Here is a 23,522-nt window from a genome sequence, read left to right as displayed (position 1 = left end):
AGGACAAGTTAGGGAGGAGCCAGCATAACCGATACTGGCCCATCGTTTGTAACGCCGGGCCGGAAAATGGCTGCAATGGACGCGATCTGCGCCTTGCTGGACGCCATTTTCCGGCAATTTCTCAGGGTTGACCCGGAGCTCGGCGTTCGGATGGACAGGGTCAGGCCGTGACGTAGGGATCGGCAATGCCCATCTGTGCGAGCGTCGCGGTTTCGAGCGCTTCCATGCGCTTGGCCTCGCGCGCCTTGATGTGGTCGTAGCCCAACGAATGCAGCACGCCGTGGATGGTGAGGTGGGCGGCGTGGTCAAGCAGCGTCTTGCGCTGCTCGCGGGCCTCGCGCACCAGCACGGGCACGCACATGACGATGTCGCCGCGAGCCACGCCCAGCGGGTCGACGCCGTACTCGAAGGTCAGCACGTTGGTGGCGTAGTCGCGGCCGCGAAAGTCGCGGTTCAGGCGGCGCCCCTCGGCCGCGCCGACCAGCCGCAGGCTGAGTTCGGCCGCCGAGAAGTCGACCAGGCCGTCTTCAAAGGCGGCGCCCAGCGCGCGTTCGGCCCAGCGGCGCAGGCGCCAGCGGGGCAGGCGGGCCTCTTCAACGCCGTACTGCACGGACAGGGACAGCTCAGGCTTCATCTTCGGCGGCGCGGTCGTAGGCGTCGACAATGCGCGCGACCAGGGGGTGGCGCACGACATCGCGGCTGGTGAACTTGGTGGTGGCGATGCCCTGGACGTCATGCAGCACCTTCACCGCATGCGCCAGCCCGCTGTCCTGGCCGCGCGGCAGGTCGACCTGCGACGGGTCGCCGGTGATGACCGCCTTGCTGCCGAAGCCGATCCGCGTGAGGAACATCTTCATCTGCTCGGGCGTCGTGTTCTGCGCCTCGTCCAGGATGACGAAGGCGTGGTTCAGCGTGCGGCCGCGCATGTAGGCCAGCGGGGCGATCTCGATGGTCTGCTTCTCGAACAGGCGCTGCACCTTTTCAAAGCCCATCAGGTCGTACAGCGCGTCGTACAGCGGCCGCAGGTACGGATCGACCTTCTGCGCCAGGTCGCCGGGCAGAAAGCCCAGGCGTTCGCCGGCTTCGACGGCGGGGCGGGTCAGCACCAGCCGCTGCACCGTGTCGCGCTCCATGGCGTCGATGGCGCAGGCCACGGCCAGCCAGGTTTTGCCCGTGCCGGCGGGGCCGACGCCGAACGTGATGTCGTGCTTGAGGATGTTGTTCAGGTAGTCGCGCTGTCGCGGCGTGCGCGGACGCAGGTCGCTGCGCTTGGTGCGCAGCGCGATGCCGTCGCTTTCGTCGTCCAGGGCGGGCAGCGCATCCAGTTCCTGGGCCTGCTCTTCCTTGAGTTTGTCCTCCTGTCGGCCCACGCCGATCTCGACCAATCCAAGCTGGATGTCGTCAATGGACAGGGCGCGGTGCACGGCCTGTTCGTGGAACCGGCGCAGGATGCGGCCCGCCAGTTCGGCCCGCTCGCCTTCGATCGTGACGCGGCTGCCGCGGCGGGACAGCTTGACGGTCATGCCGTCGGCCAGTTGCCGCAGGTTTTCGTCCAGGGGGCCGCAGAGATTGGCCAGGTGGGTGTTGTCGCCGTCCAGATTGACGATGACGGGCATGCTGCGGCGCGCGCGGGGGCGGGGTGTGGTCATTCAGCCTCTTGCGAAGTGCGGTCCACGTCGGCCACGCGGGCACGCAACGAATTCGTGTGCGCCTCGGTGATGATGACGTCGACCATTTGTCCGATGAGCCGCGCGGGCGCGGGGAAATTGACGATGCGATTGTTTTCGGTGCGGCCCATGAGTTCGTTCGGGTCGCGGCGCGAGGGGCCTTCGACCAGCAGGCGCTGGCGCGTGCCCACCATGTTGCGGGCGATCGTTGCCGCCTGGTCGTTGATGAGCGCCTGCAGGCGCTGCAGGCGGCGCAGCTTCACGTCCTGCGGCGTGTCGTCGGTGAGATCTGCGGCGGGCGTGCCGGGGCGGCGCGAGTACACGAACGAGAACGAGGTATCGAAGCCGACGTCCTCGATCAGCTTGAGCGTCTTTTCGAAGTCTTCCTCGGTCTCGCCGGGAAAGCCCACGATGAAGTCCGAGGACAGTGTCAGATTCGGGCGGGCGGCGCGCAGGCGGCGCACGACCGACTTGAATTCCAGCGTGGTGTAGCCGCGCTTCATGCCGGCAAGCACGCGGTCGCTGCCGGCTTGCACGGGCAAGTGCAGGAACGACACCAGCTTGGGCAGGCGGGCGTAGGCATCCACCATGCGCTGGGTCATTTCCTTGGGGTGCGAGGTCGTGTAGCGGATGCGCTCGATGCCGGGGATCTCATGCACGTATTCCAGCAGCATCGCAAAGTCGGCGATCTCGTCGGAATCGGTCATGCGGCCGCGGTAGGCGTTCACGTTCTGGCCCAGCAGCGTCACTTCCTTGACGCCCTGGTCCGCCAGGTCGGCCACTTCGATCAGCACGTCGTCGAACGGACGCGAGACCTCTTCGCCGCGTGTGTAGGGCACGACGCAGAAGCTGCAGTATTTGCTACAGCCTTCCATGATCGAGACGAATGCCGTGGCGCCTTCAACGCGCGGCGGCGGCATGTTGTCGAACTTTTCGATCTCGGGAAAGCTGATGTCGACCTGCGAACGGCCTTCGTTGCGGCGGCGCTTGATGAGGTCGGGCAGGCGGTGCAGGGTCTGCGGGCCGAACACCACGTCGACATAGGGTGCGCGCTTGACGATGGCTTCGCCTTCCTGGCTGGCGACACAGCCGCCCACGCCGATGACGAGGTTGGGGTTGGTCTTCTTCAGGTGCTGCACGCGGCCCAGATCCGAAAACACCTTTTCCTGCGCCTTTTCGCGCACCGAACAGGTGTTGAACAGGATGACGTCCGCCTCTTCGGGGTTGTCGGTCAGTTCGAGCTCGCCCTGGTCCTCGCGCAACACGTCGGCCATCTTGTCCGAGTCGTACTCGTTCATCTGGCAGCCAAAGGTGCGGATGTACAGCTTGCGGGGGGAGCCGGCGCCAGGAGTGGCCGAAGGCAGGGGGGCGGAGGTGTCGCCCGGGACATTGCCCGCGCGCTTGAGAGAGGTTTCTTGCATGATGGTCGCCGTGACGGGTGTAGATCCCGGGGGCTGGAAAGGGGGAAAGGGCGGATTTTAACCCTTGCCAAAGAATTGTTTCTTGGATGCGCGCGCGTTGGCCGTTACGATAGCGGTCCGCGCGCCCGCAGGCGCCGGTAAAATTTCTTTTTTCTCCCGAGCGGCACCGATGAATTCCGATCGCCTTACGCCTCCGGCAGCCGCTCCCTCCCTTGCTGGCGGGACCGGTTCCGCTGTCCTGAACGAATACCGCAATCCGTACCCCGCATCCGTGTGGGCGCTGCTGGCGTGCGCGCTGGCGCTGGCCGCCGCGGCGTGCGCGCTGTGGGTCGACCTGCCGCTGGCGATCTGGATCCAGAAATCGGTGTCGGAAGGGGTCGACCAATCGTTCGAGTGGGTGGGCGAGCTAGGCGAAAGCGGCCATTACATCGTCATGGCGCTGGCGTTCTACGTGATCGGACTTGTGGGCCTGGCGCGCGGGTGGCGCAATCCGCTGCGTATCAGCTATGCCGCCATGGCGCGCGGCAGCCTGCTGATGCTGTCGACGATGGCGGTGGGCGGGCTGGTGGTGCTTTTGCTCAAGCGCAGCGTGGCCCGGGCGCGGCCCGAGCTGTATTTCGAACAGGGCATCTACGGGCTGGGTGAATCGTTTTCGCGCGCGCAGCAGTTCAATTCCTTTCCTTCCAGCCATACCTACGCCGCCTTCTCGGTGGCGGTGGTGCTGGGCATTCTGGCGCCGCGCTGGCGCGGGGTGTTCCTGATGCTGGCGGCGCTGGTGGCAATCAGCCGGCTGGTGAACCTGGATCACTACCTGTCGGACGTCATGACGGCTGCGGGCATCGCCGTGCTGGTCGGGCACTATCTGGCCCCTCGCGTGCTGTGCAGCAAGTACCAATGGCCGCTGCGCGCACCGTGGCGCTGGTGGAAGAAGGCTTGAGCCTGCGCTCGGGAAACAGACAAGGCGGCGGAATCCGCGGCCTTTTTTGCGTCCGGTAACCGGGTCCGGGGACGCAACGCCGATCGGCAGGGCGATGGACGGCGGGCGTCAGGCCAGCACTTTGACCCCGGACGGCGTTTCGATCTGCGCGCGCAGGCGGGGCGGGCCATCGGCCTGCTCGACGTCGATCAGGCTGTCCGCGCCCATCCAGGCCAAACCCTGGCGCAGCAGCGCGGCGCGGGGATGGCAGCCGGTCAGACGCAGCAGGCGCAGCGGCTGGCGCGGCAAGGTTGCACCGGGCGGGTTCTCGACATCCCATTGGATCAGCGTGGGCAGCAGGCCTTCTCCGGCTTCATAGCCCGCCTCGCGCCACGTGGGCAGACTGCCGTCGTCCGGCACGGTCAGGCGCCAGCGCAGGTCGCCGCGGGTCATGGCGATGGCTGGGGGCAGGCGGTCGGGGTGTTCGGCCTGCATGCGCGTCAGATCCAGTGGCGCCTCCACGCGCGCGGCCCAGTGGGCCAGGAATGGCCCTTGTTCGATGCGCGCGCGTACGTCGCCCTGGTCCAGCCCGAACCAGCGGGGGCGCTCAGGCGCCGGCGCGTTGGGGTCGATGGCAATGACTTCCAGGTACACCCCGTCCGCCATGCCCAGCACGCGGTTATGGGTGCCCATGCGCGGATGCGCCCCGCCGCCCTGCGGCGCGATGCCGAGCAGGCCGGCGACATATTCGGTGCCGCTGGTAAGGTCCGCGGCGGCGATGACAAGGTGGTCGATGGAGAGTTTCATGTGGGGCATGGTAACGAATGCGCGCGCGTGTGTACGCGTGGATCGTGGAGAAATTGATCGGGTAAGCGCGAACGTCAGGCAGCGACGGAGATGCCGGCCGTCTCGGGCCGACGTGCCTTGCGCACCCGGATCTCAACACGTTGGTCCAGCGCAACCAGCGCCTGCATTACCCGTTCCAGTGAAATGTTCTGGAGCTTGTATCTGCGGATTTGAGATACCTTGGGCTGCGTCATCCCTGTCAGGACGGCGACTTCACGCTGGTTCAGGCCGCGTTCGTCGATCAAGTCGTTGAATCGGATGGCCAATTGGACTTTGGCGGTGAGCTCCGCTGCGTCGTCAAAGCCGAGGTCGTAAAGCACGTTCTGCGTGCCGGAATTGGGGGGGCGTGTCATGGAGCGCTCCGGGCCAAGTTTTGGCGGGCCATCGCCCGCTTCAGCCGGCTTGAAATGAGATCGAGGTCGCTTTGCGGTGTACTGATGCCGGATTTGGATTTTTTCTGAAATGCGTGAAGGACATGGATCGCTGTGTCGATCTTCATCGCATAAGCGGTGCGGTAAGCATTGCCTCGCTCGGCGTCGACGAGTTCATACACGCCGGATCCTAGTCCTTGCATGGCCTTTGCGGCATCAGGCCAACGGCCGCATTGCAGGGTGTACAGCGACATCCCCATGCGCTTTTGCACGGGTACGGGGAACGTCTTGAAATCCTTCCTGGAAGATCCCTCCCAGAAAAGCAGCTTGGGTTTGTCCGTCCGCATGAATATACCTGTTCGGATATATATATCAACCGCCTTGGCGGGGAATCGGACAAACTAACCGGGGACACGAGGCAGGCTATTCGTGCGGACCGCAAATTGCCGCGCCCCAAAAGCAAAACCCGTCGCAAGCGACGGGTTTTGCATGTCAGCACGAGGGCAATCAGGCGACTTCGCCTTCTTCGCCTTCCTTCTTGACCGGCTTGATCAGGTCTTCGCGCTTGACGCCCATCCACATGGCCAGCGCGGCGGCGACGAACACCGACGAGTAGATGCCGAACCAGATGCCGATGGTCAGGGCCATGGCGAAGTAGTGCAGGGTGGGACCGCCGAAGAACAGCATGGCCAGCACCATCATCTGGGTCGAACCGTGGGTGATGATGGTCCGCGAGATGGTCTGGGTGATGGCGCTGTTGATGACTTCGTGCACGTCCGCCTTGCGGTACTTGCGGAAGTTTTCGCGAATCCGGTCCATGATGACCACGGATTCGTTCACGGAGTAGCCCAGCACGGCCAGCACACCGGCCAGCACCGCCAGCGAGAACTCCCACTGGAAGAACGCGAAGAAGCCCAGGATGATGACCACGTCGTGCAGGTTGGCGATAACGCCGGCGACCGCGAACTTCCATTCGAAGCGGAAGCCCAGATAGACCATGATGCCGATCACGACGACCAGCAGCGCCATGAGGCCGTTGTGCAGCAGTTCCTGCCCGACCTGCGGTCCCACGAACTCGACGCGGCGCAGCTCGACGCCGGAGTCGGCGGCCTTGAGCGCGGCCATGACGGTTTCGCTTTGGGTGGCGGACGTCTGGCCTTCCTGCAGGGGCAGGCGGATCATGACGTCGTGCGAGGTGCCGAAGTTCTGGACCTGGAAGTCGGTGTAGCCCAGCTTGGACACCACGCCGCGCACGTTTTCAAGCTGCGCCGTCTGGGCGTAGTTGACTTCCATGACCGTGCCGCCGGTGAACTCGATCGACAGGTGAAAGCCGCGGGTGAGAATGAAGAAGACCGCCAGCAGGAAGGTGACGAGACTGATGATGTTCAGCACCAGGGCATGGCGCATGAACGGGATGGTGCGGTGAATCCGGAAAAATTCCATTTTTCGCCTTCGGTTCTTTTCTGTGGCGGACGGCCCGGGCCGTCCGCCCTATTTTCAGTTTGCCTTCGGCTTCCAGACTTCGCCGATGGAGATCGAGGTGAGCTTCTTCTTGCGGCCGTAGTACAGGTTGGCCAGCGCGCGCACGCCCACGACAGACGAGAACATCGAGGTCAGAATGCCCAGGCAGTGAACCACCGCAAAGCCCCGGATCGGGCCCGAGCCGAAGGCCAGCAGCGCCAGGCCCACGATCAGCGTGGTGAGGTTCGAGTCAAGAATGGTGCCCCACGCGCGTTCGAAGCCGTGATGGATGGCCTGCTGGGGCGTGGCCCCCGCGCGCAGTTCTTCCCGTATGCGCTCGTTGATCAGCACGTTCGAGTCGATCGCCATGCCCAGCGTCAGCGCGATAGCCGCGATACCCGGCAGCGTCAGCGTGGCCTGCAGCATGGACAAGAGAGCCAGCAGCAGCAGCACGTTGAGTGTCAGGCCGATCGTGGAGAACACGCCGAACAGGTGGTAGTAAATGATGATGAACGCGGCGATGGCCAGGAAGCCGTACAGCGTCGAGTAGAAGCCCTTCGAGATGTTGTCGGCGCCCAGGCTCGGGCCGATGGTGCGTTCCTCGATGATGGACATCGGTGCGGCCAGCGCGCCGGCGCGCAGCAGCAGCGCGGTGTCGGCGGCTTCCTCGGAAGACATGCTGCCCGAGATCTGCACCTGGCCGCCCGCGATTTCGCCGCGGATGACGGGTGCGGTGACCACTTCGCCCTTGCCGTTTTCGAACAGCAGGATGGCCATGCGTTTGTTGATGTTGTCGCGGGTGACGTCGCGGAAGATGCGGGCGCCCTTGGAATCCAGCGTCAGGTGGACGGCGGCCTGCTGGGTCTGCGAATCGCGGCCGGGTTGGGCGTCCTGCAGGTTTTCGCCGGTCAGGATGACCTGGCGGCGGACCAGAATGGGACGGCCGTCGCGGTCGTTGTAACGTTCGAGACCGAACGGGACGCTGCCGCCCAGCAGCGCGGCCTGCGCGGCGGGGGTGTCGTCGACCATGCGGATTTCCAGCGTGGCGGTGCGGCCCAGCAGTTCCTTGGCCTTGGCCACGTCCTGCACGCCGGGCAGTTGCACCACGATGCGGTCCGAACCTTGCTGCTGGATGATCGGTTCGGCCACGCCCAGTTCGTTGATGCGGTTGTGCAGCGTGTTGATGTTCTGCTTGAGCGCGGAATCCTGCACGCGGGTGACGGCGGCCGGGTTCAGGGCGGCCAGCAGCAATTGCTTGCCGCCTTCTTCGCGTTCGGTGAATTCCAGGTCCGGCAGGCGCGAGCGCAGCGTCGAGATGGCGCGGTCGCGGTCGTCGGTGGTGGCGAAGGTGGCGGCGATGCTCATGCCGGAGCGTTCAACGCCGGTCACGGGGATCTTCTGGTCGCGCAGCACCGAGCGCACGTCGGCGGACAGCGAGTCGTAGCGGGCGGTCAGGGCGCCCTGCATGTCGACCTGCAGCAGGAAGTGCACGCCGCCGCGCAGGTCCAGGCCCAGGTACATGGGCTTGGGCGCGAACCAGCCCAGCGCGCGCATCCAGGGCGGCGAGGCGGGCAGCAGGTTCAGCGCCACGGTGTAGTGCGGGTCGCCGGGAACGGTATTGAGCGATTTTTCGATCAGGTCGCGGGCCTGCAGCTGCACGTCGGTGGACGGGAAGCGGGCGCGCACGGTGCCGAGCGTGCCGTTCAATTCGAAATAGGCGCCTTCGTTGGGGATCTTGGCATCGGTCAGGATCTGTTCCACGCGGGCCAGCACGGCGGTGTCGACCTTGACCGTGGCCTTGGCGCTGGACACCTGAACGGCGGGGGATTCGCCGTAGAAATTGGGAAGCGTGTACAGCAGGCCAATGAGGACCGCGACCAGGACCGTAATGTACTTCCAGAGGGGATAGCGGTTCATTGCCGGCTACTTCATTTAAAGAGATGAAAGGGCCGCCCGAGCGGGTGAGCGCGGCGGGCGGCGGTAGGCGCCTTCAAGGACAAGAGCCCCGTCGGGGCTCTTCTGGGACGCTTACAGGGCCTTGATGGTTCCCTTGGGCAGAACGGTCGAGACCGACGACTTCTGCATGATGACTTCGACGGGCTTGTCGGCCAGTTCGGAGACTTCGACGGTGACGTAGCTGTCGTTGACCTTGGTGACCTTGCCGAGCATGCCGCCGGCGGTGACGACTTCGTCGCCCTTGGCCAGGGCCGCGATCAGGTTGCGGTGTTCCTTCTGGCGCTTCATCTGCGGACGGATCATCAGGAAATAGAGGATCACGAACATCAGGATGATGGGCAGCATGCCCATCAGCGCATTGCCTTCGGGGGCAGCGGCCTGGGCCACGACGAGGCTGGCGGTATCGATAACGGACATTGAATTCTCCTGCGTTTGAGTCTGTTTGGGTTTATCGCTATGTTTTTAATGCGCCCATCCCCGCGCGAGCCATGGATAGGGCAAGCCGACTATTGTATAGAGGTTATCGCCCGCCTTTAACTAGGGTGTCATCCCAGGCGACAAGGCGGCTTCCGCTTGCAGCGGCGGCCTGCCCGGTCAAATGGGGGCGAAACCCGCCGGCAAAAGCCCCTGGCGGGGCTTTTTTATCCGGCTACTCGATGCCGCGAGCGCGGTCCGCGGCGAACTGGGCGCGCCAGGCGTCAAAACGGCCTTCCGCAATGGCCTCGCGCATTTCCTTCATGATAGTCAGATAGAAGTGCAGGTTGTGCAGCGTGTTCAGGCGCGCGCCGGTGATTTCATTGGCGCGCTGCAGGTGGTGCAGGTAGGCGCGCGAGAAATTGCCGCAGGTGTGGCAGCTGCAGCTCGGGTCCAGCGGACGGGTGTCGTCGCGGTACTTGGCATTGCGGATCTTCACGTCGCCAAAGCGCGTGAACAGCCAGCCGTTGCGCGCGTTGCGGGTGGGCATGACGCAGTCGAACATGTCGACGCCGCGGCTCACGCCTTCGACCAGGTCTTCGGGGGTGCCCACGCCCATCAGGTAGCGCGGGGCCTGGACGGGCAGCTTGGGCGTCACGTGCGCCAGGATGCGCATCATGTCTTCCTTGGGCTCGCCCACCGACAGCCCGCCGATCGCGTAACCGTGAAAGCCGATGTCCTGCAGTCCGGCCAGGGATTCGTCGCGCAGCGACTCGTACATGCCGCCCTGCACGATGCCAAACAGCGCATTCGGGTTGCCCAGGCGATCGAATTCGTCGCGCGAGCGGCGCGCCCAGCGCAGGGACATGCGCATGGAGCGCGCGGCTTCCTCGACGGTGGCGGGGCGGCCGTCGATTTCGTAGGGCGTGCACTCGTCGAACACCATGACGATGTCGGAGTTGAGCGAGCGCTGGATGCGCATCGACTCTTCGGGCGTGAGGAACAGGCGCGCGCCGTCGATGGGCGAGGCGAACTTCACGCCTTCCTCGGTGATCTTGCGCATGCCCTGCAGGCTGAACACCTGGAAGCCGCCGGAGTCGGTCAGGATGGGCTTGTCCCACTGCATGAAGCCGTGCAGGCCGCCATGCTTTTCCATGATTTCGGTGCCGGGGCGCAGCCACAGGTGGAAGGTGTTGCCCAGCACGATCTGCGAGCCGACTTCCTTGAGCTCGTGCGGCATCATCGCCTTGACGCTGCCGTAGGTGCCCACCGGCATGAAGATGGGGGTCTCGACCACGCCGTGGTTCAGCGTGATGCGGCCGCGGCGGGCGCCGCCGTCGGTGGCGAGCAGTTCGAAGTTGAGTCCGGTCATGAGGCAGGGGTTTCGATGAACATGGCGTCGCCGTAGCTGAAGAAGCGGTAGCGTGCGGCGACGGCGTGGGCGTAGGCGCGGCGGATGGGCTCGACGCCGGCCAGCGCCGACACCAGCATCAGCAGGGTCGACTGGGGCAGATGGAAGTTGGTGACCAGCGCGTCCACCACACGGTACTGGTAACCGGGGGTGATGAACAGGCGCGTGTCGCCTTGGGCGGGGGCCAGCGGGACGCCGGGGGCGGTGCGGCCCTCGGTCTGGGCGGCGGCGGATTCCAGGGCGCGCACGCTGGTGGTGCCGACGGCGACCACGCGTCCGCCCTGGGCACGAGCCGCGGCGATCGCGTCCACGGTGGCCTGGGGGACGGTGAACCATTCAGCGTGCATGACGTGGTCGGCCAGGTTGTCCACGCGCACCGGCTGGAAGGTGCCGGCGCCCACGTGCAGGGTGACGAAGGCGCGCGCCACGCCCAGCCCAGCCAGGCGCTCGAGCGTGGGCTGATCGAAATGCAGGCCGGCGGTGGGGGCGGCGACCGCGCCGGGTTCGCGGGCGTAGACGGTCTGGTAGCGGTCGTCGTCGCCGGCGTCGGCGGCGTGCGTGATGTACGGCGGCAGCGGCGTGGCGCCGTAAGCGTCCAGCAAATCGAGCACGGGACCGGGGAAGCGGATGTCGAAGAGCTCGCCCTCGCGGCCCAGCACCGTGGCCTCGAAGGCGTCGGCCAGGCGCAGCACCATGCCTGCGCCGGGCGACTTGCTGGCGCGCACGTGCGCCAGGACGCGGTCGGGTTCGGTGATGCGCTCGACCAGCACCTCGATCTTGCCGCCGGTGATCTTGTGGCCCGGCAGGCGAGCCTTGATGACGCGCGTGTCGTTGAAGACCAGCAGGTCGTTGGGCCGCAAGAGGGAGGTCAGGTCGGCGAACTGGCGGTCATGCAGCCGACTGGCGGCGTCCAGGTGCAGCAGGCGGCTGCCTGTGCGCTCGGCGGCGGGCGTCTGCGCGATGAGCTCGGGCGGCAGTTCGTAGTCGAAGTCGGAAACGGTGAAGGACTGGGTCACGCTGGTATTGGGAGCAATGGGATCGGCCCTGCAAATGGCAAGCCGTGCCGGTTGGGCGGGCTGGGGGCAACCGCATATTGTAAAGGGGACAGTTAATAGGGGCAGATCGGTGCCTTGCGTAAATAAATACGCGGCCAAAGGCGCCCGCGCCCGTCCCGCGCCGCCCGTAACGGTTCCAGGTTTTGTATGCTCTCGGTTTTGCTGGACGAGCAACCAGGTGGGCATGGCATGACGGGACAAGTGATCAGGCGGGTGGGCGGAGTGAAGCAGTGGCTGGCCGGCGGCGTCCTGGCCTTGACCGCGTGCGCTGCCTTTGCGCAGGTTCCGGGGTTGCCGCCCGACGTGGTGAAGGCCTGGAAGGCCAGCAAGCTGCCCGATAGCTCGCTGTCGCTGGTGGTGCAGGAGGTCGGCGGCCCGCGGCTGGTGGCGCTGAACGCCAAGGAGGGGCGCAATCCCGCGTCCGTGATGAAACTGGTCACGACGTGGGCGGCGCTGTCCGAGCTGGGCCCCAATTACGTCTGGCGCACCGAATTCATGACGACCCCGGGCTCGCGTCCCGACGCCAAGGGCGTGCTCGCCGGTCCGCTGTACCTGCGGGCCGGGGGCGATCCGCAGTTCCTGATGCAGGACTTGTGGGCGCTGCTGCGCGAACTGCGGCTGCGCGGGGTCAAGCAGATCAACGACCTGGTGATCGACCGCAGCATCTTCGGCCAGGTGGCGATCGACCCGGGCGCGTTCGATGGCGCGCCCGACCGGGCCTACAACGCCAGTCCGGACGCGCTGATGGTGGGCTTTGGCGCGCTGCGCCTGCTGTTCACCCCGGACCCGGTCGCCAACAAGTGGGTGCCGCTGATCGACCCGCCACTGCCCGGTTTGAAGATTGAAGGTCAGGTGGAATGGAGCGACGTCCGCTGCCCGGGTCCGCCCGTGGTCACGACCGATCCGGTCATCACGCAGCAGGGCGTCACCATCCGTGTCAATGGCAAGGTGGCGGGTTCCTGCGGCGAGTTCAGTTTGTACCGCCTGGCGCTGTCCCAGCCCGAGTACGCCACCGAAGTCTTCCGCATGCTCTGGAAAGAGCTGGGCGGCACGTTCAAGGGCCAGGTCCGGTCGGGGATGGTGCCGGCGGACGCGGTGGTGCTGGCCTCGCACGACTCGCCCACGCTGGCCGAGGCCATCCGACAGATCAACAAGCGCAGCAATAACGTCATGGCGCGCACCCTGCTGCTGACGTTGGGCGCCGAACGCGGCCGCCGTCCGGCCACCGTGAGCAGCAGCGAAGAGGTTGCCAAGCAACTCCTGGCCAAGCAGGGGCTGAACATGCCCGAGCTGGTCATCGACAACGGCGCCGGCCTGTCGCGCGAGGCCCGCGTGTCGGCAGACAGCCTGGCGTCGATGCTGACCGTGGCCTGGAATTCGCCGGTGATGCCGGAATACATTTCGTCCTTCGCCATCGCTGGCGTGGATGGAACGGTGCGCCGCCGCCTGAAGGGCAACGGCACGCTCGGCATGGCGCATCTGAAGACGGGCTCGCTGCGCGACGTGCGCTCGATCGCCGGTTACGTGTTAGGCGCCAGCGGCAAGCGCTATGTGGTTGTCAGCATCGTCAACCACGAACAGGCTGGCGCGGTCCGAGCTTTCGACGACGCCTTGATTTCCTGGCTCGCCGAACAATAGCTAAACCGATTACGATCCTCCCGTACGGCCCCGCCACCGGCCGGCGCAATCCCGTCGCGCCGTTGCCGGTCCGCCCGAGGCCAAAAGAATTCTGACCAACAAATACTCTGGAGAGTTACGCACATGCCCGTGCACGAAATCCGCCATCCGCTGATCCGCCACAAGCTCGGGATCATGCGGCGCGCCGACCTCAGTACCAAGAGCTTCCGTGAACTGTCCCAGGAAGTGGGCGCGCTGCTGACGTATGAAGCGTCCAAGGACCTGCCGCTGGCGCCCGCCACCGTCGAGGGCTGGTGCGGCCAGGTCGAGGTCGAGAAGATCGCCGGCAAGAAAGTTACCGTGGTGCCCATCCTGCGCGCCGGCATCGGCATGCTGGACGGCGTGCTGAGCCTGATTCCGGGCGCCAAGGTCAGCGTCGTGGGCGTGGCCCGCAACGAAGAGACGCTGGAGGCCCACACGTATCTGGAACGCCTGGTCGGCGAACTGGATCAGCGCCTGGCGCTGATCGTTGACCCCATGCTGGCGACGGGCGGCTCGATGGTCGCCGCCATCGACCTGCTCAAGCGCGCCGGCTGCAAGGAAATCCGCGCGCTGGTGCTGGTGGCCGCGCCGGTGGGCATCGACGCCGTGCTGGCCAAGCACCCGGACGTGCACATCTACACCGCGTCCATCGACAACGGTCTGAACGAGCACGGCTACATCATGCCGGGCCTGGGCGACGCCGGCGACCGCATCTTCGGCACGCAGCAAAAGGGCTAAGAAACGCGTTTCGGCCGGTTTTCAGGCCGTAACCGCCGGCCGGCCCAGATGCTGGCCGAACCAATGCAACTGCGGCGCCAGGCCGGCGACCTCGCCCACGATCAGCAGGGCGGGGGACCGGACGGCATGTTCCCGCGCCAGTTCCGGCAGTTGCGCCAGCGGACCCGACACCACGCGCTGTTCGGGCCGGCTGCCGTTTTCGATGAGTGCAAACGGCGTCTCGGGTGAACGGCCATGGCGCAGCAGGCGCTGCGTCAGCAACTCAAGCTGGCCCACGCCCATGTAGAACGCCAACGTCTGCTTTTCGCGGGCCAGCGCGGGCCAATCCAGATTGTCTTCGTCTTCACGGCAATGCGCGGTGATGAGGCGCACGGATTGGGCGTGCTCGCGGTGCGTCAGCGGAATGCCGGCATAGGCCGCACAGGCCAGCGCCGCCGTGATGCCCGGCACGACTTCATACCGCACGCCGTGCGCGCGCAGAAATTCCAGTTCCTCGCCGCCACGGCCAAAAATGAACGCGTCGCCACCCTTTAGCCGCACCACGCGGCGGCCGGCGTGCGCGTGTTCGACCAGCAGCGCATGGATGCGCGCCTGCGTCGCGTGATGGTTTTCGCCAGGCAGCTTGCCCACCGGCACGCGTTCGGCGTCGCGCCGGGCGAGCGACATGACCTCGTCGCTGACCAGGCGGTCGTAGAGGATGACGTCGGCCTCGTTCAGGGCGCGCAGGGCCTTGAGCGTCAAAAGGCCGGGGTCGCCGGGGCCTGCGCCGACCAGCACTACGCTGCCCTCGGCGGGCGCAAGCGGCGAGGTCAGCGCATCGGCCAGCGCGGTCTCGGCCTGCGCCGGCTGCTGCTGGCGCAGGAAGCCCGCCACCGGGCCGTCCAGCAACCAATCGTAGAAGCGGCGGCGCGCGCCCAGATCGGGGTGGCTGGCGCGGATGCGCTTGCGGTAGGTGGCGGCCAGGCCGGCAAGCTGGCCCAGCGTGTGATCGAACAGCGATTCGATACGTTCGCGGATGCGGCGGGCCAGCACGGGGGCCACGCCCGACGACGAAATGGCGACGATGACCGGCGACCGGTCGACGATGGACGGCACCTGGAAGGACGACAGCTCGGGGTCGTCCACCACGTTGGTGAAAATGCGGCGCGCCGCAGCGGCCTGGGAGACCGCGGCGTTGACCGCGCGATCGTCGGTGGCGGCCACGACCAGCCACACGTCGTGCAGCCAAGCCGCGTCGAACGGCCCCGGCAGATGGCGAATACGGCCCTCGGCCGCAAGCGCTGCCAGCGCAGGCGTCAGTTCAGGTGCGCCGACGACCACATCGGCACAGGCCTCCAGCAGGGCGAGCGTCTTGCGTTCGGCGACCGCGCCGCCGCCAACAACGAGTACCAGCCGGTCTGTCAGATCGGCAAAAATCGGGAAAAGCTTCATGAATGCCAGCCTCGGGCGTACCCGGCTCAATGTGGGTCGATGATAGGGACGGGCTTTCATCCCCACAACTTTTGATTTCTTTAATTCATATAGCCATAACTTATTTGGCCGGGCGTCAGGCGCTGCCCAGCCATTGGCTCATTTCGACGACTTCGCGGGCGACGTCGCCCAGCCGCTTCTGGCTGTGCATGGCGCGTTCGCGCAGCAGCCGATGCGCGTCTTCCTCGGAAACGGCGCGCGTTTTCATCAGGATACCCTTGGCCTTCTCCACCCACTGCCGGTCAGCCAGGCGGAGCTGGGCCTCGCGCAGTTCCTCGCGGCGGGTCTTTTCCACGGCGAAACGCTCGATCGCCACGGTCAGCAGCGGTTCGATGCGGGCGGCCGGCACGTCGCCGACCACGTAGGCAGCCACGCCGGCGCGCAGGGCGGTGCGGATGGTCTCGCGGTTGCCGTTGTCGGTGAACATCACGACCGGGCGGTCGCTGTGCGAACTGGCGACACAGATGTTTTCCAGCGTATCGCGGCCGGGGGCGTCGCTGTCGATCAGCACGACGTCGGCGGCGGACTGGGCGATGCTGGCGGCCAGATCCGTACCCGGGGCCACTTCGGCCACGACGTGCACGCCCGCCGCGGCAAGCGTTTGCCGCAGCGACGCCGCGCGTCCTTCGCCATCGTTGAGCAGCATGACCTTCAGCATGAAACACCCCCTGTCTGTTTGCTGATGCAAGTTCCATGCCATCTGTTTCGCGCGTGGCGCGTGACCGGCGCGCACGGCGGCGGGGCGCGCGCCGCACAGCGATGGTGCGTTGCGGCATCAGCTTGCGCACCAACATGGCTCCGCCCCTGTTTCGCGGCGGCGCGGCGCGGGCCGCGCGGAAACCGCGCAGCGCCAGCGCCAGCGCGGCCCGCCGGGCAATTTGCATCGTCCGGGGCAAAACTGGCACAGCGATTGCTTCAGTGAAAACGGGGCGGCCAACGGCGGTCGCCCGACGCAACGCGCCGCGACACGCGGCCAGGGACAACGACGTTCCGCTGCGCCATCGGATGGATATCCATGGCGCGCGGGACGTTTTTTTTTGCCGCCATTTTTTCCGTCACCTCGCAAGGAACCAACGATGACGCCCATGACCCGCAGTCCCTCGACCGTCGCCGCGCCCGCCGACGTGACCGCCAACGCCAGCCGCCGCAAATGGCTTGGCGGAACGGCGCGCGCGGTGGCCGGCGCCGGCCTGCTTTCGCTGGTCGACCCGCTGGTGCGCGCCGGCGCCTGGGCGGCCGGGACCGATGCGCCGGAAAAGACCGAGGTCAAGATCGGCTTCATCCCGCTGACCGACTGCGCGTCGGTGGTGATGGCGTCGGTGCTGGGCATCGACAAGAAGTACGGGGTCAAGATCACGCCCTCGAAGGAAGCGTCGTGGGCCGCCGTGCGCGACAAGCTCATGAACGGCGAGCTGGACATGGCGCACGTGCTGTATGGCCTGGTCTACGGCGTGCACATGGGCATCGGCGGACCGAAGAAGGACATGGCGGTGCTGATGAGCCTGAACCAGAACGGCCAAGCCATCACGCTTTCGAACAAGCTGCTGGAAGCCGGGGCGCGCGACGGCGAGTCGCTTGCGAAACTGATGGCCGCGGACAAACGTGAGTACACCTTCGCGCAGACCTTTCCCACCGGGACTCACGCGATGTGGCTGTATTACTGGCTGGCCGCGCATGGCATCAATCCCATGAAGGACGCCAAGGTGATCACCGTGCCGCCGCCGCAGATGGTGGCGAACATGCGCGTGGGCAACATGGATGGCTATTGCGTGGGCGAGCCCTGGGGCGCGCGCGCCATCATGGACAAGATCGGCTTCACCACCGTGACGTCGCAAGGCATCTGGACCGATCACCCCGAAAAGGTCCTGGGCGCCAGCGCAGACTTCGTGAACCGCAATCCCAATACCGCGCGCGCGGTCACCGCCGCGATCCTGGAAGCCGGCAAGTGGATCGACGCCTCGCCCGAGAACCGCCGCAAGACGGCCGAGACCATCGCCGCCAAGTCCTACGTCAACACCGACGCGGGCGTCATCGTGGACCGCATGTTGGGGCAGTACGAGGATGGCTTGGGCAAGAAGTGGTCGGACGCGCACGCCATGCGCTTCTACGCGGACGGCGCGGCAAATTTTCCGTACCTGAGCGACGGCATGTGGTTCCTGACGCAGCACAAGCGCTGGGGCTTGCTGAAGGAGCACCCGGACTACCTGGGTATCGCCACGCAGATCAATCGCGTCGACGTCTACAAGCAGGCCGCGCAGGCCGCGGGTGTCGCGCTGCCCGCCAGCGAAACGCGCACGTCCAAGCTGATCGACGATGTGGTCTGGGACGGCAGCAATCCCGCGGCGTATGCCGACGGTTTCAAGGTCAAGGCCTGACGGCCGCCACGAAAGGGGACTCGCAATGTCTACCGTAACGATGACAGGCCGCGGCGACGCATTCGCCGCCTTGTGGCGGGAACGCCTGGAAGCCGCGTTGAAGGCGGTCGTGGGGCCGGTCGCCGGCTTTGCGCTCTTCGTGTTGGTCTGGCAGGTGGTGGCGATGCGCATACCGGAGATCCCGACGCCCGGCGTCACCTGGCATGCTGCCGTCGATCTGTTCTCGGACCCGTTCTACGACAACGGCCCGAACGACAAGGGCATCGGCTGGAACCTGCTGGCCTCGCTGGAACGCGTGGCAGTGGGATTCGGTCTGGCGGCGCTGGTCGGCATCCCCGTGGGCTTTGCAATTGGCCGCTATGCCGCCGTGCGAGCCATGTTCTCGCCGATCGTCAGCCTATTGCGGCCGGTGTCGCCGCTGGCGTGGCTGCCGCTGGGGTTGCTGCTGTTCAAGGCGGCCAATCCCGCTGCGATCTGGGCCATCTTCATCTGTTCGATCTGGCCGATGATCATCAACACCGCCGTGGGCGTGTCGCGCGTGCCGCAGGACTACCTGAACGTGGCGCGCGTGTTGAACCTGTCGGAATGGAAGGTCACGACCAAGGTGCTGCTGCCCGCGGTGCTGCCCTACATGCTGACCGGCGTGCGGCTGTCGATCGGCACGGCTTGGCTGGTGATCGTGGCCGCTGAGATGCTAACGGGCGGCACGGGCATCGGCTTCTGGCTGTGGGACGAATGGAACAACCTGAAGGTCGAGCACATCGTCATCGCCATTTTCGTGATCGGCATCGTGGGGCTGCTGCTGGAAACCCTGCTGGTCGCGCTGGCCCGCCGTTTCACCTATACCGAGGAATAGCGCCATGAAGAAATTCGTACGCATCGAACGCGTGGGACAGACCTTTGACACCCGCAAGGGCGCCTTCGTGGCGCTGCGCGACATCGACCTGACGGTCGAGCAGGGCGAGTTCATCACGCTGATCGGCCATTCGGGCTGCGGCAAGTCCACCTTGCTCAACCTGATCGCCGGGCTGACCCGGCCGACGAGCGGCGTGCTGCTGTGCGCCGAACGCGAGATCACCGGCCCGGGTCCCGACCGCGCGGTGGTGTTTCAGAACCACTCGCTGCTGCCGTGGCTGACGTGTTTTCAGAACGTGCACCTGGCGGTCGAGCGGGTGTTCGGCGCCACGGAAAAGCGCGCCCAGCTGGTCGAGCGCACGCGCGCCGCGCTGGATCTGGTGGGCTTGCTGCCCGCGCAGAACAAGCTGCCTCGCGAGATCTCCGGGGGCATGAAGCAACGCGTGGGCATCGCGCGCGCGCTGGCGATCGAGCCGGGCGTACTGCTGATGGACGAGCCGTTCGGCGCGCTGGATGCGCTGACCCGCGCGCACCTGCAGGACGAGCTGCTCAAGATCGTGGCCAAGACGCGCACGACCACCATCATGGTCACCCACGATGTGGACGAAGCCGTATTGCTGTCGGACCGCATCGTGATGCTGACCAACGGACCGGCCGCGACCATCGGAGAGATCCTGCCCGTGCCGCTGCCGCGTCCGCGCGACCGCGTGCGGCTGGCCAATGATCCGACGTATCTGGCGTGCCGCGCGGGCGTGGTGGACTTTCTGCATCGCCGCCACGGCAATCCCGAGCGCTCGCAGGCCGCGGCGCAGGCAAATGCGGCGCTGTCGGTCGTGCCTGCGCCGCTGGAGCAGGCAGCGACGACGGCACGTGCCGCCGCGTAGGAGTGTCGTCATGCAAGCCAGGCAGAAGCTCGTCGTGGTCGGCAACGGGATGGCCGGCATTCGCACCGTGGAAGAGCTGCTCAAGCTCGCGCCGGATCTCTACGACATCACGGTGTTCGGGGCCGAGCCACACACCAACTACAACCGCATCCTCCTGTCGCCGGTGCTGACCGGCGAGCGCACGCTGCAGGACATCGTGCTGAACGACGAGGACTGGTATGCGCGCCATGGCATCCGGCTGCTGCGCGGCCGCAAGGTGACGGACATCGACCGCGCGCGGCGCATGGTGGTGGCCGCCGACGGCACGCGCACGCCGTACGACAGGCTGCTGCTTGCAACCGGGTCAAACCCGTTCATCCTGCCGGTGCCGGGCCACGACCTGGAAGGCGTGGTGGCGTTTCGCGACATCGGCGACGTCAACCGGATGATCGATGCCGCCTCGCGCTACCGGCACGCGGTGGTGATCGGCGGCGGATTGCTGGGCCTGGAGGCCGCCAACGGCCTGGCGGCGCGCGGCATGACCGTGTCGGTGGTGCACCTGGGCGCGGCGCTGCTGGACCGCCAACTGGACGGCGAGGCCGCCGCACTGCTGCGCGAAAGTCTGGAAGCACGGGGATTGACGTTCTTGCTCCAGCGTCAGACCGAGTCGATCCTGGGGGGCGCGGACGGGCGTGTGCGCGCGGTGCGCTTTGCGGACGGGACGGAAATCCCCGCGGACCTCGTTGTGATGGCAGCCGGCGTGCGGCCGAACACCGAGCTGGCGCAACGCTGCGGATTGCACGTGGACCGAGGTGTGGTGGTGAGCGACACGTTGCAGACGTTCGACCCGCGCATCTATGCGGTGGGGGAATGCGTCAGCCACCGCGGCACGGCCTATGGCCTGGTCGCGCCGCTGTTCGAGCAGGCCAAGGTTGCAGCCAACCATCTTGCCCTGCATGGGATCGGCCGCTACGAGGGCAGCGTCACGTCGACCAAGCTCAAGGTGACAGGCATCGACCTCTTCTCCGCGGGCGACTTCGCGGGCAGCGCGCAGACCGAAACCATCACGTTGGCCGACATGCCGGGCGGCATCTACAAAAAATTGGTGATCCAGGGCGACCGCCTGGTGGGCGCGTGCCTGTACGGCGACACGGCAGATAGCGCGTGGTACATGCGGCTGATCCGCGAAGGCGCGGGCATCGGCGCGCTGCGCGATCGGCTCATGCTGGGCGAAGCGGCGGGGGAGTAGGAAATGGACATGCCGATGGCGCGCCGGATTGAAATCATTACCGACGTGGCGCGGGAGGTCGCGTCGGTCTGCTGTTATTGCGGCACGGGCTGCGGCGTGCGCGTGCAGGTGCGCGGCGGCGCGGTTGCCGGCGTGCGCGGCGACGACGCGCATCCAGCCAATCAAGGGCGCCTGTGCAGCAAGGGGCTGGCGCTTGCCGACACGGTGCGGCGCGACGGCGCGCGCGTGCTGTCGGCGCAATGGCGCGAAACGCGCGGGCAACCTTTGCGGGATATCGCGCTGCCGCACGCGCTGGATATCGCCGCGGAGCGGCTGGCCGACGCGATCACGCGGCACGGCCCGGATACAGTGGGCTTCTATCTGTCGGGCCAGTTGCTGACCGAAGACTACGCCGTCTTCAACAAGCTGGCGCGTGCGCTGGCGGGCACCAACAACATCGACACCAATTCCCGCCTGTGCATGTCGAGCGCCGTCTCGGGCTACAAGCGCACGCTGGGCGCGGATGCGCCGCCCGCCTGCTACGACGACCTGGAATTGGCCGACACCGTGCTGATTGCCGGCTCCAACATGGCCTATGCGCACCCCGTGCTGTTTCGCCGGCTGGAAGCTGCGCGGGCCAGCCGGCCGCACATGAAGGTGATCGTGGCCGATCCGCGGCGCACCGACACTGCCGCGTTTGCCGACTTGCACCTGCCGATCACGCCGGGGTCGGACGTGGCGCTGTTCAACGCCATGCTGCATGTGATGCTGCGCGATGGCTTGGTCGACGAGGCCTACATCGCGCGCCATACCGAGGGCTTCGAGACGCTGCGCGCGCGCGTGCAGACGTGTACGCCCGAGGCGGCGCAGCGCCTCTGCGGCGTGCCCGCTCGGGACATCGTTCAGGCGGCGCGCTGGTTCGGCCAGGCGCAGGCGGCGCTGTCGCTGTACACGATGGGCTTGAACCAGTCGGTGGCGGGCACCGACAAGAATGCGGCGCTGATTCACCTGCATCTGGCCACCGGCCAGATCGGGCGCCCCGGCGCCGGGCCGTTTTCGCTGACCGGCCAGCCCAATGCCATGGGCGGGCGCGAAGCGGGTGGCATGGCGACCCTGCTGCCGGGCCATCGCGATCCCGCGTCAGCCACGGACCGCGCCGAGGTCGCGCGGCTGTGGGGGGTGGAGAGCCTGCCCGACGCGCCGGGCGCGCCGGCGCTCGACATGTTCGACGCGGTGCTCGACGGGCGCATCAAGGTGCTGTGGATCGCGGCGACCAATCCGGCGCAGTCGCTGCCGGATCAGGCGCGCGTGCGGGCCGCGCTGGCCCGCGCCGAGTTCGTCATCGTGCAGGAAGCCTTTGCCGGCACCGAGACGCTGGCCCATGCCGACCTGGTGCTGCCGGCGGCGACCTGGCCCGAGAAGTCCGGCACAGTGACCAATTCGGAGCGGCGCATCAGCCGGGTCCACGCCGCCATCGCGCCGCCCGGTGATGCGCAGCCCGACTGGCGGCTGGCGCAGGCGGTCGCCCAGCGGCTGGCGGCGCGTATCGCACCGGCCAAGGCGGCGCTGTTTGCCTATGGCGACGAAAGCGAGGTTTTTGCCGAGCACGCCCGCATGACCGCCGGCCGCGACCTGGACTACAGCGCGCTGGATTACGCCGTGCTGGCGCAGCACGGACCGCAGCAGTGGCCGTATCGGGCGGGGCAGGGCATCGCGCGCCTATATGCCGACGGCGTGTTTCCCACCGCCAGCGGCCGCGCCCGCTTCTGCGACGTCGCATGGCGGCCGACCGCCGAAACCGTCTCCGACGACTTTCCGCTGCAACTCACGACTGGCCGGTTGCGCGATCACTGGCACACGATGGCGCGCACTTCGCTGGCTCGGGCGTTGACGCAGCATGTCGAGGAGCCGTGGGTGTCGCTGCATCCGGACGACATGCGCCGCCTGGACCTGGTGCCCGGCGCGCTGGCGAGGCTGCAGTCGCGGCGCGGCGCGCTGGTGCTGCCGGCGCAGGCCGACGAGTCGCTGCGTCCCGGCCAGGCCTTCGTGCCGATGCACTGGGGCAGCGCCTTCATGGCCGGGTTGGGCGTGAACGCGCTGACCAATCCGGCCGCCGATCCGATATCGCGCCAGCCCGAGCTCAAGTTCAGCGCCGTGCGCGCCGAGCCGGCGGGCCTGGCATGGCAGGCAGCGGCATGGCGGCGGGGCGATGCCGCTGCGCTGCGGAACCGGCTGGCGCCATGGCTGCGCCGTTTCGACTATGCCGTCGTGCTGCCGGTTGGTGCGGGCGGCGTCCGGTTGCGGCTTGCCAGCCGCGACGCGCCGCAGGCCGCCGTGCTGCACGAATTGGCCGACGCCCTGGACCTGCGGCGTCCCGACGTGGCGTACGACGATCCGGCGCGCGGGCATTTGCGCCGGGTCAGCCCCGGGCAAGGCGAGCTGCGCGCCTTTTTGCTGACGGGCGATCTACGCGCGCAGGAGCCGCTGCTTGCGTGGGCCGCGGGGGGCGAGGCGCCCGCCAGCATCGCGGCGCTGCTGATGGGACGCGTCGCGGGCGCGGTGCGTTCGCGTACGGTGTGCGTCTGCAATGGCGTCAGCGAAGCGGCCATCCTGAAGGGCGTCGAAGGCGGTTGCGATCTGGCGGCGCTGAAGGACACGCTGGGCTGCGGCACCGGTTGCGGCTCATGTGTGCCGGAGATCCAGGCGCTGATGGCGCGCGCCCCAGCGGCGCCGGCGCTGGCGTGACGACACGTTCGGACATACGCCGGGCACGGCAACCGGTGTAGTATCAAGCCAGCTGTCCCCGAGGCGGGACG

Annotated in this window: 20 protein-coding genes and 1 pseudogene; 8 read left to right on the top strand and 13 right to left on the bottom strand. The window is 66.9% G+C overall.

The window, feature by feature from the left end; translation table 11 throughout:
• Positions 1 to 160: 160 nt before the first annotated feature.
• Genes ybeY through miaB form a run of 3 tightly spaced genes read right to left on the bottom strand, consistent with a single transcriptional unit; the run spans position 161 to position 3,088 of the window.
• Positions 161 to 634, bottom strand: a complete 474-nt coding sequence (ybeY, locus tag AC6LJW_RS15750) for an rRNA maturation RNase YbeY (protein WP_498087734.1) — start codon at positions 632 to 634, stop codon at positions 161 to 163.
• On the bottom strand, positions 624 to 1,649 hold the full coding sequence (locus AC6LJW_RS15745) for a PhoH family protein (RefSeq protein ID WP_056571697.1): 1,026 nt from the start codon (positions 1,647 to 1,649) through the stop codon (positions 624 to 626). The genes ybeY and AC6LJW_RS15745 overlap by 11 nt, the downstream gene beginning before the upstream one ends.
• Complete coding sequence (gene miaB, locus AC6LJW_RS15740) at positions 1,646 to 3,088, bottom strand: tRNA (N6-isopentenyl adenosine(37)-C2)-methylthiotransferase MiaB (RefSeq protein WP_056571694.1); 1,443 nt, start codon at positions 3,086 to 3,088, stop codon at positions 1,646 to 1,648. The genes AC6LJW_RS15745 and miaB overlap by 4 nt, the downstream gene beginning before the upstream one ends.
• A 169-nt stretch (positions 3,089 to 3,257) precedes the next feature.
• Here miaB and AC6LJW_RS15735 point away from each other — a divergent pair, with 169 nt between their 5' ends.
• Positions 3,258 to 4,025: a phosphatase PAP2 family protein gene (locus AC6LJW_RS15735; RefSeq protein ID WP_498087733.1), complete on the top strand. Its 768-nt coding sequence runs from the start codon at positions 3,258 to 3,260 to the stop codon at positions 4,023 to 4,025.
• 108 nt (positions 4,026 to 4,133) lie between these two features.
• On the opposite strand, the gene AC6LJW_RS15730 is transcribed toward AC6LJW_RS15735, so the two are convergent.
• The 8 genes from AC6LJW_RS15730 to queA form a co-directional block, all read right to left on the bottom strand.
• The gene (locus AC6LJW_RS15730) at positions 4,134 to 4,811 is read right to left on the bottom strand and encodes a VOC family protein (protein ID WP_498087738.1); all 678 of its coding nucleotides are present in this window, start codon (positions 4,809 to 4,811) and stop codon (positions 4,134 to 4,136) included.
• A 74-nt stretch (positions 4,812 to 4,885) separates the two neighbouring features.
• Positions 4,886 to 5,203 (bottom strand): helix-turn-helix domain-containing protein, encoded by a 318-nt coding sequence (locus AC6LJW_RS15725; protein WP_056571685.1) that lies wholly within the window; start codon positions 5,201 to 5,203, stop codon positions 4,886 to 4,888.
• Positions 5,200 to 5,568 (bottom strand): type II toxin-antitoxin system RelE/ParE family toxin, encoded by a 369-nt coding sequence (locus AC6LJW_RS15720; protein ID WP_498087732.1) that lies wholly within the window; start codon positions 5,566 to 5,568, stop codon positions 5,200 to 5,202. The genes AC6LJW_RS15725 and AC6LJW_RS15720 overlap by 4 nt, the downstream gene beginning before the upstream one ends.
• A gap of 160 nt (positions 5,569 to 5,728) precedes the next feature.
• On the bottom strand, positions 5,729 to 6,664 hold the full coding sequence (secF, locus tag AC6LJW_RS15715) for a protein translocase subunit SecF (protein ID WP_056571679.1): 936 nt from the start codon (positions 6,662 to 6,664) through the stop codon (positions 5,729 to 5,731).
• 54 nt (positions 6,665 to 6,718) lie between these two features.
• Positions 6,719 to 8,599, bottom strand: coding sequence for a protein translocase subunit SecD (secD, locus tag AC6LJW_RS15710; RefSeq protein WP_056571676.1), 1,881 nt, complete (start codon positions 8,597 to 8,599; stop codon positions 6,719 to 6,721).
• A gap of 111 nt (positions 8,600 to 8,710) precedes the next feature.
• Positions 8,711 to 9,055 (bottom strand): preprotein translocase subunit YajC, encoded by a 345-nt coding sequence (gene yajC / locus AC6LJW_RS15705; protein WP_054451553.1) that lies wholly within the window; start codon positions 9,053 to 9,055, stop codon positions 8,711 to 8,713.
• 232 nt (positions 9,056 to 9,287) lie between these two features.
• Positions 9,288 to 10,424: a tRNA guanosine(34) transglycosylase Tgt gene (gene tgt / locus AC6LJW_RS15700; protein WP_056571673.1), complete on the bottom strand. Its 1,137-nt coding sequence runs from the start codon at positions 10,422 to 10,424 to the stop codon at positions 9,288 to 9,290.
• Entirely contained in the window at positions 10,421 to 11,479 is a 1,059-nt protein-coding gene (gene queA / locus AC6LJW_RS15695; RefSeq protein WP_498087731.1) for a tRNA preQ1(34) S-adenosylmethionine ribosyltransferase-isomerase QueA, read from the bottom strand. The genes tgt and queA overlap by 4 nt, the downstream gene beginning before the upstream one ends.
• Before the next feature lie 228 nt (positions 11,480 to 11,707).
• On the opposite strand from queA, the gene dacB reads away from it, so the two are divergent.
• Both dacB and upp read left to right on the top strand, forming a co-directional pair.
• Positions 11,708 to 13,156: a D-alanyl-D-alanine carboxypeptidase/D-alanyl-D-alanine endopeptidase gene (dacB, locus tag AC6LJW_RS15690; RefSeq protein WP_056571668.1), complete on the top strand. Its 1,449-nt coding sequence runs from the start codon at positions 11,708 to 11,710 to the stop codon at positions 13,154 to 13,156.
• A 123-nt stretch (positions 13,157 to 13,279) separates the two neighbouring features.
• Entirely contained in the window at positions 13,280 to 13,915 is a 636-nt protein-coding gene (gene upp, locus AC6LJW_RS15685) for a uracil phosphoribosyltransferase (protein ID WP_056571665.1), read from the top strand.
• Between the two features lie 21 nt (positions 13,916 to 13,936).
• On the opposite strand, the gene cysG is transcribed toward upp, so the two are convergent.
• Positions 13,937 to 15,346, bottom strand: coding sequence for a siroheme synthase CysG (gene cysG / locus AC6LJW_RS15680; RefSeq protein ID WP_498087730.1), 1,410 nt, complete (start codon positions 15,344 to 15,346; stop codon positions 13,937 to 13,939).
• Between the two features lie 115 nt (positions 15,347 to 15,461).
• Positions 15,462 to 16,043, bottom strand: a complete 582-nt coding sequence (locus AC6LJW_RS15675; RefSeq protein WP_498087729.1) for an ANTAR domain-containing response regulator — start codon at positions 16,041 to 16,043, stop codon at positions 15,462 to 15,464.
• Positions 16,044 to 16,461: 418 nt separating this feature from the next.
• On the opposite strand from AC6LJW_RS15675, the gene AC6LJW_RS15670 reads away from it, so the two are divergent.
• The 5 genes and pseudogenes from AC6LJW_RS15670 to AC6LJW_RS15650 all read left to right on the top strand — a co-directional run bounded on the left by AC6LJW_RS15670 (position 16,462) and on the right by AC6LJW_RS15650 (position 23,451).
• Entirely contained in the window at positions 16,462 to 17,760 is a 1,299-nt protein-coding gene (locus AC6LJW_RS15670) for a CmpA/NrtA family ABC transporter substrate-binding protein (RefSeq protein WP_082579078.1), read from the top strand.
• 25 nt (positions 17,761 to 17,785) lie between these two features.
• Complete coding sequence (gene ntrB, locus AC6LJW_RS15665; protein WP_056571656.1) at positions 17,786 to 18,616, top strand: nitrate ABC transporter permease; 831 nt, start codon at positions 17,786 to 17,788, stop codon at positions 18,614 to 18,616.
• A 4-nt stretch (positions 18,617 to 18,620) separates the two neighbouring features.
• Complete coding sequence (locus tag AC6LJW_RS15660) at positions 18,621 to 19,499, top strand: ABC transporter ATP-binding protein (RefSeq protein ID WP_056571653.1); 879 nt, start codon at positions 18,621 to 18,623, stop codon at positions 19,497 to 19,499.
• A 10-nt stretch (positions 19,500 to 19,509) separates the two neighbouring features.
• Positions 19,510 to 20,718, top strand: a pseudogene (locus AC6LJW_RS15655) (NAD(P)/FAD-dependent oxidoreductase); the annotation flags it as partial.
• Positions 20,719 to 20,730: 12 nt separating this feature from the next.
• A complete protein-coding gene (locus AC6LJW_RS15650) occupies positions 20,731 to 23,451 on the top strand; it encodes a nitrate reductase (protein WP_498087728.1) in 2,721 nt (906 codons plus the stop codon).
• Positions 23,452 to 23,522 lie beyond the last annotated feature (71 nt).

This window comes from Achromobacter sp. 1012554356 (genome assembly GCF_059760815.1).
Note: the sequence above shows the minus strand (reverse complement) of the source record. Positions and strands in the feature narration are given on the sequence as shown.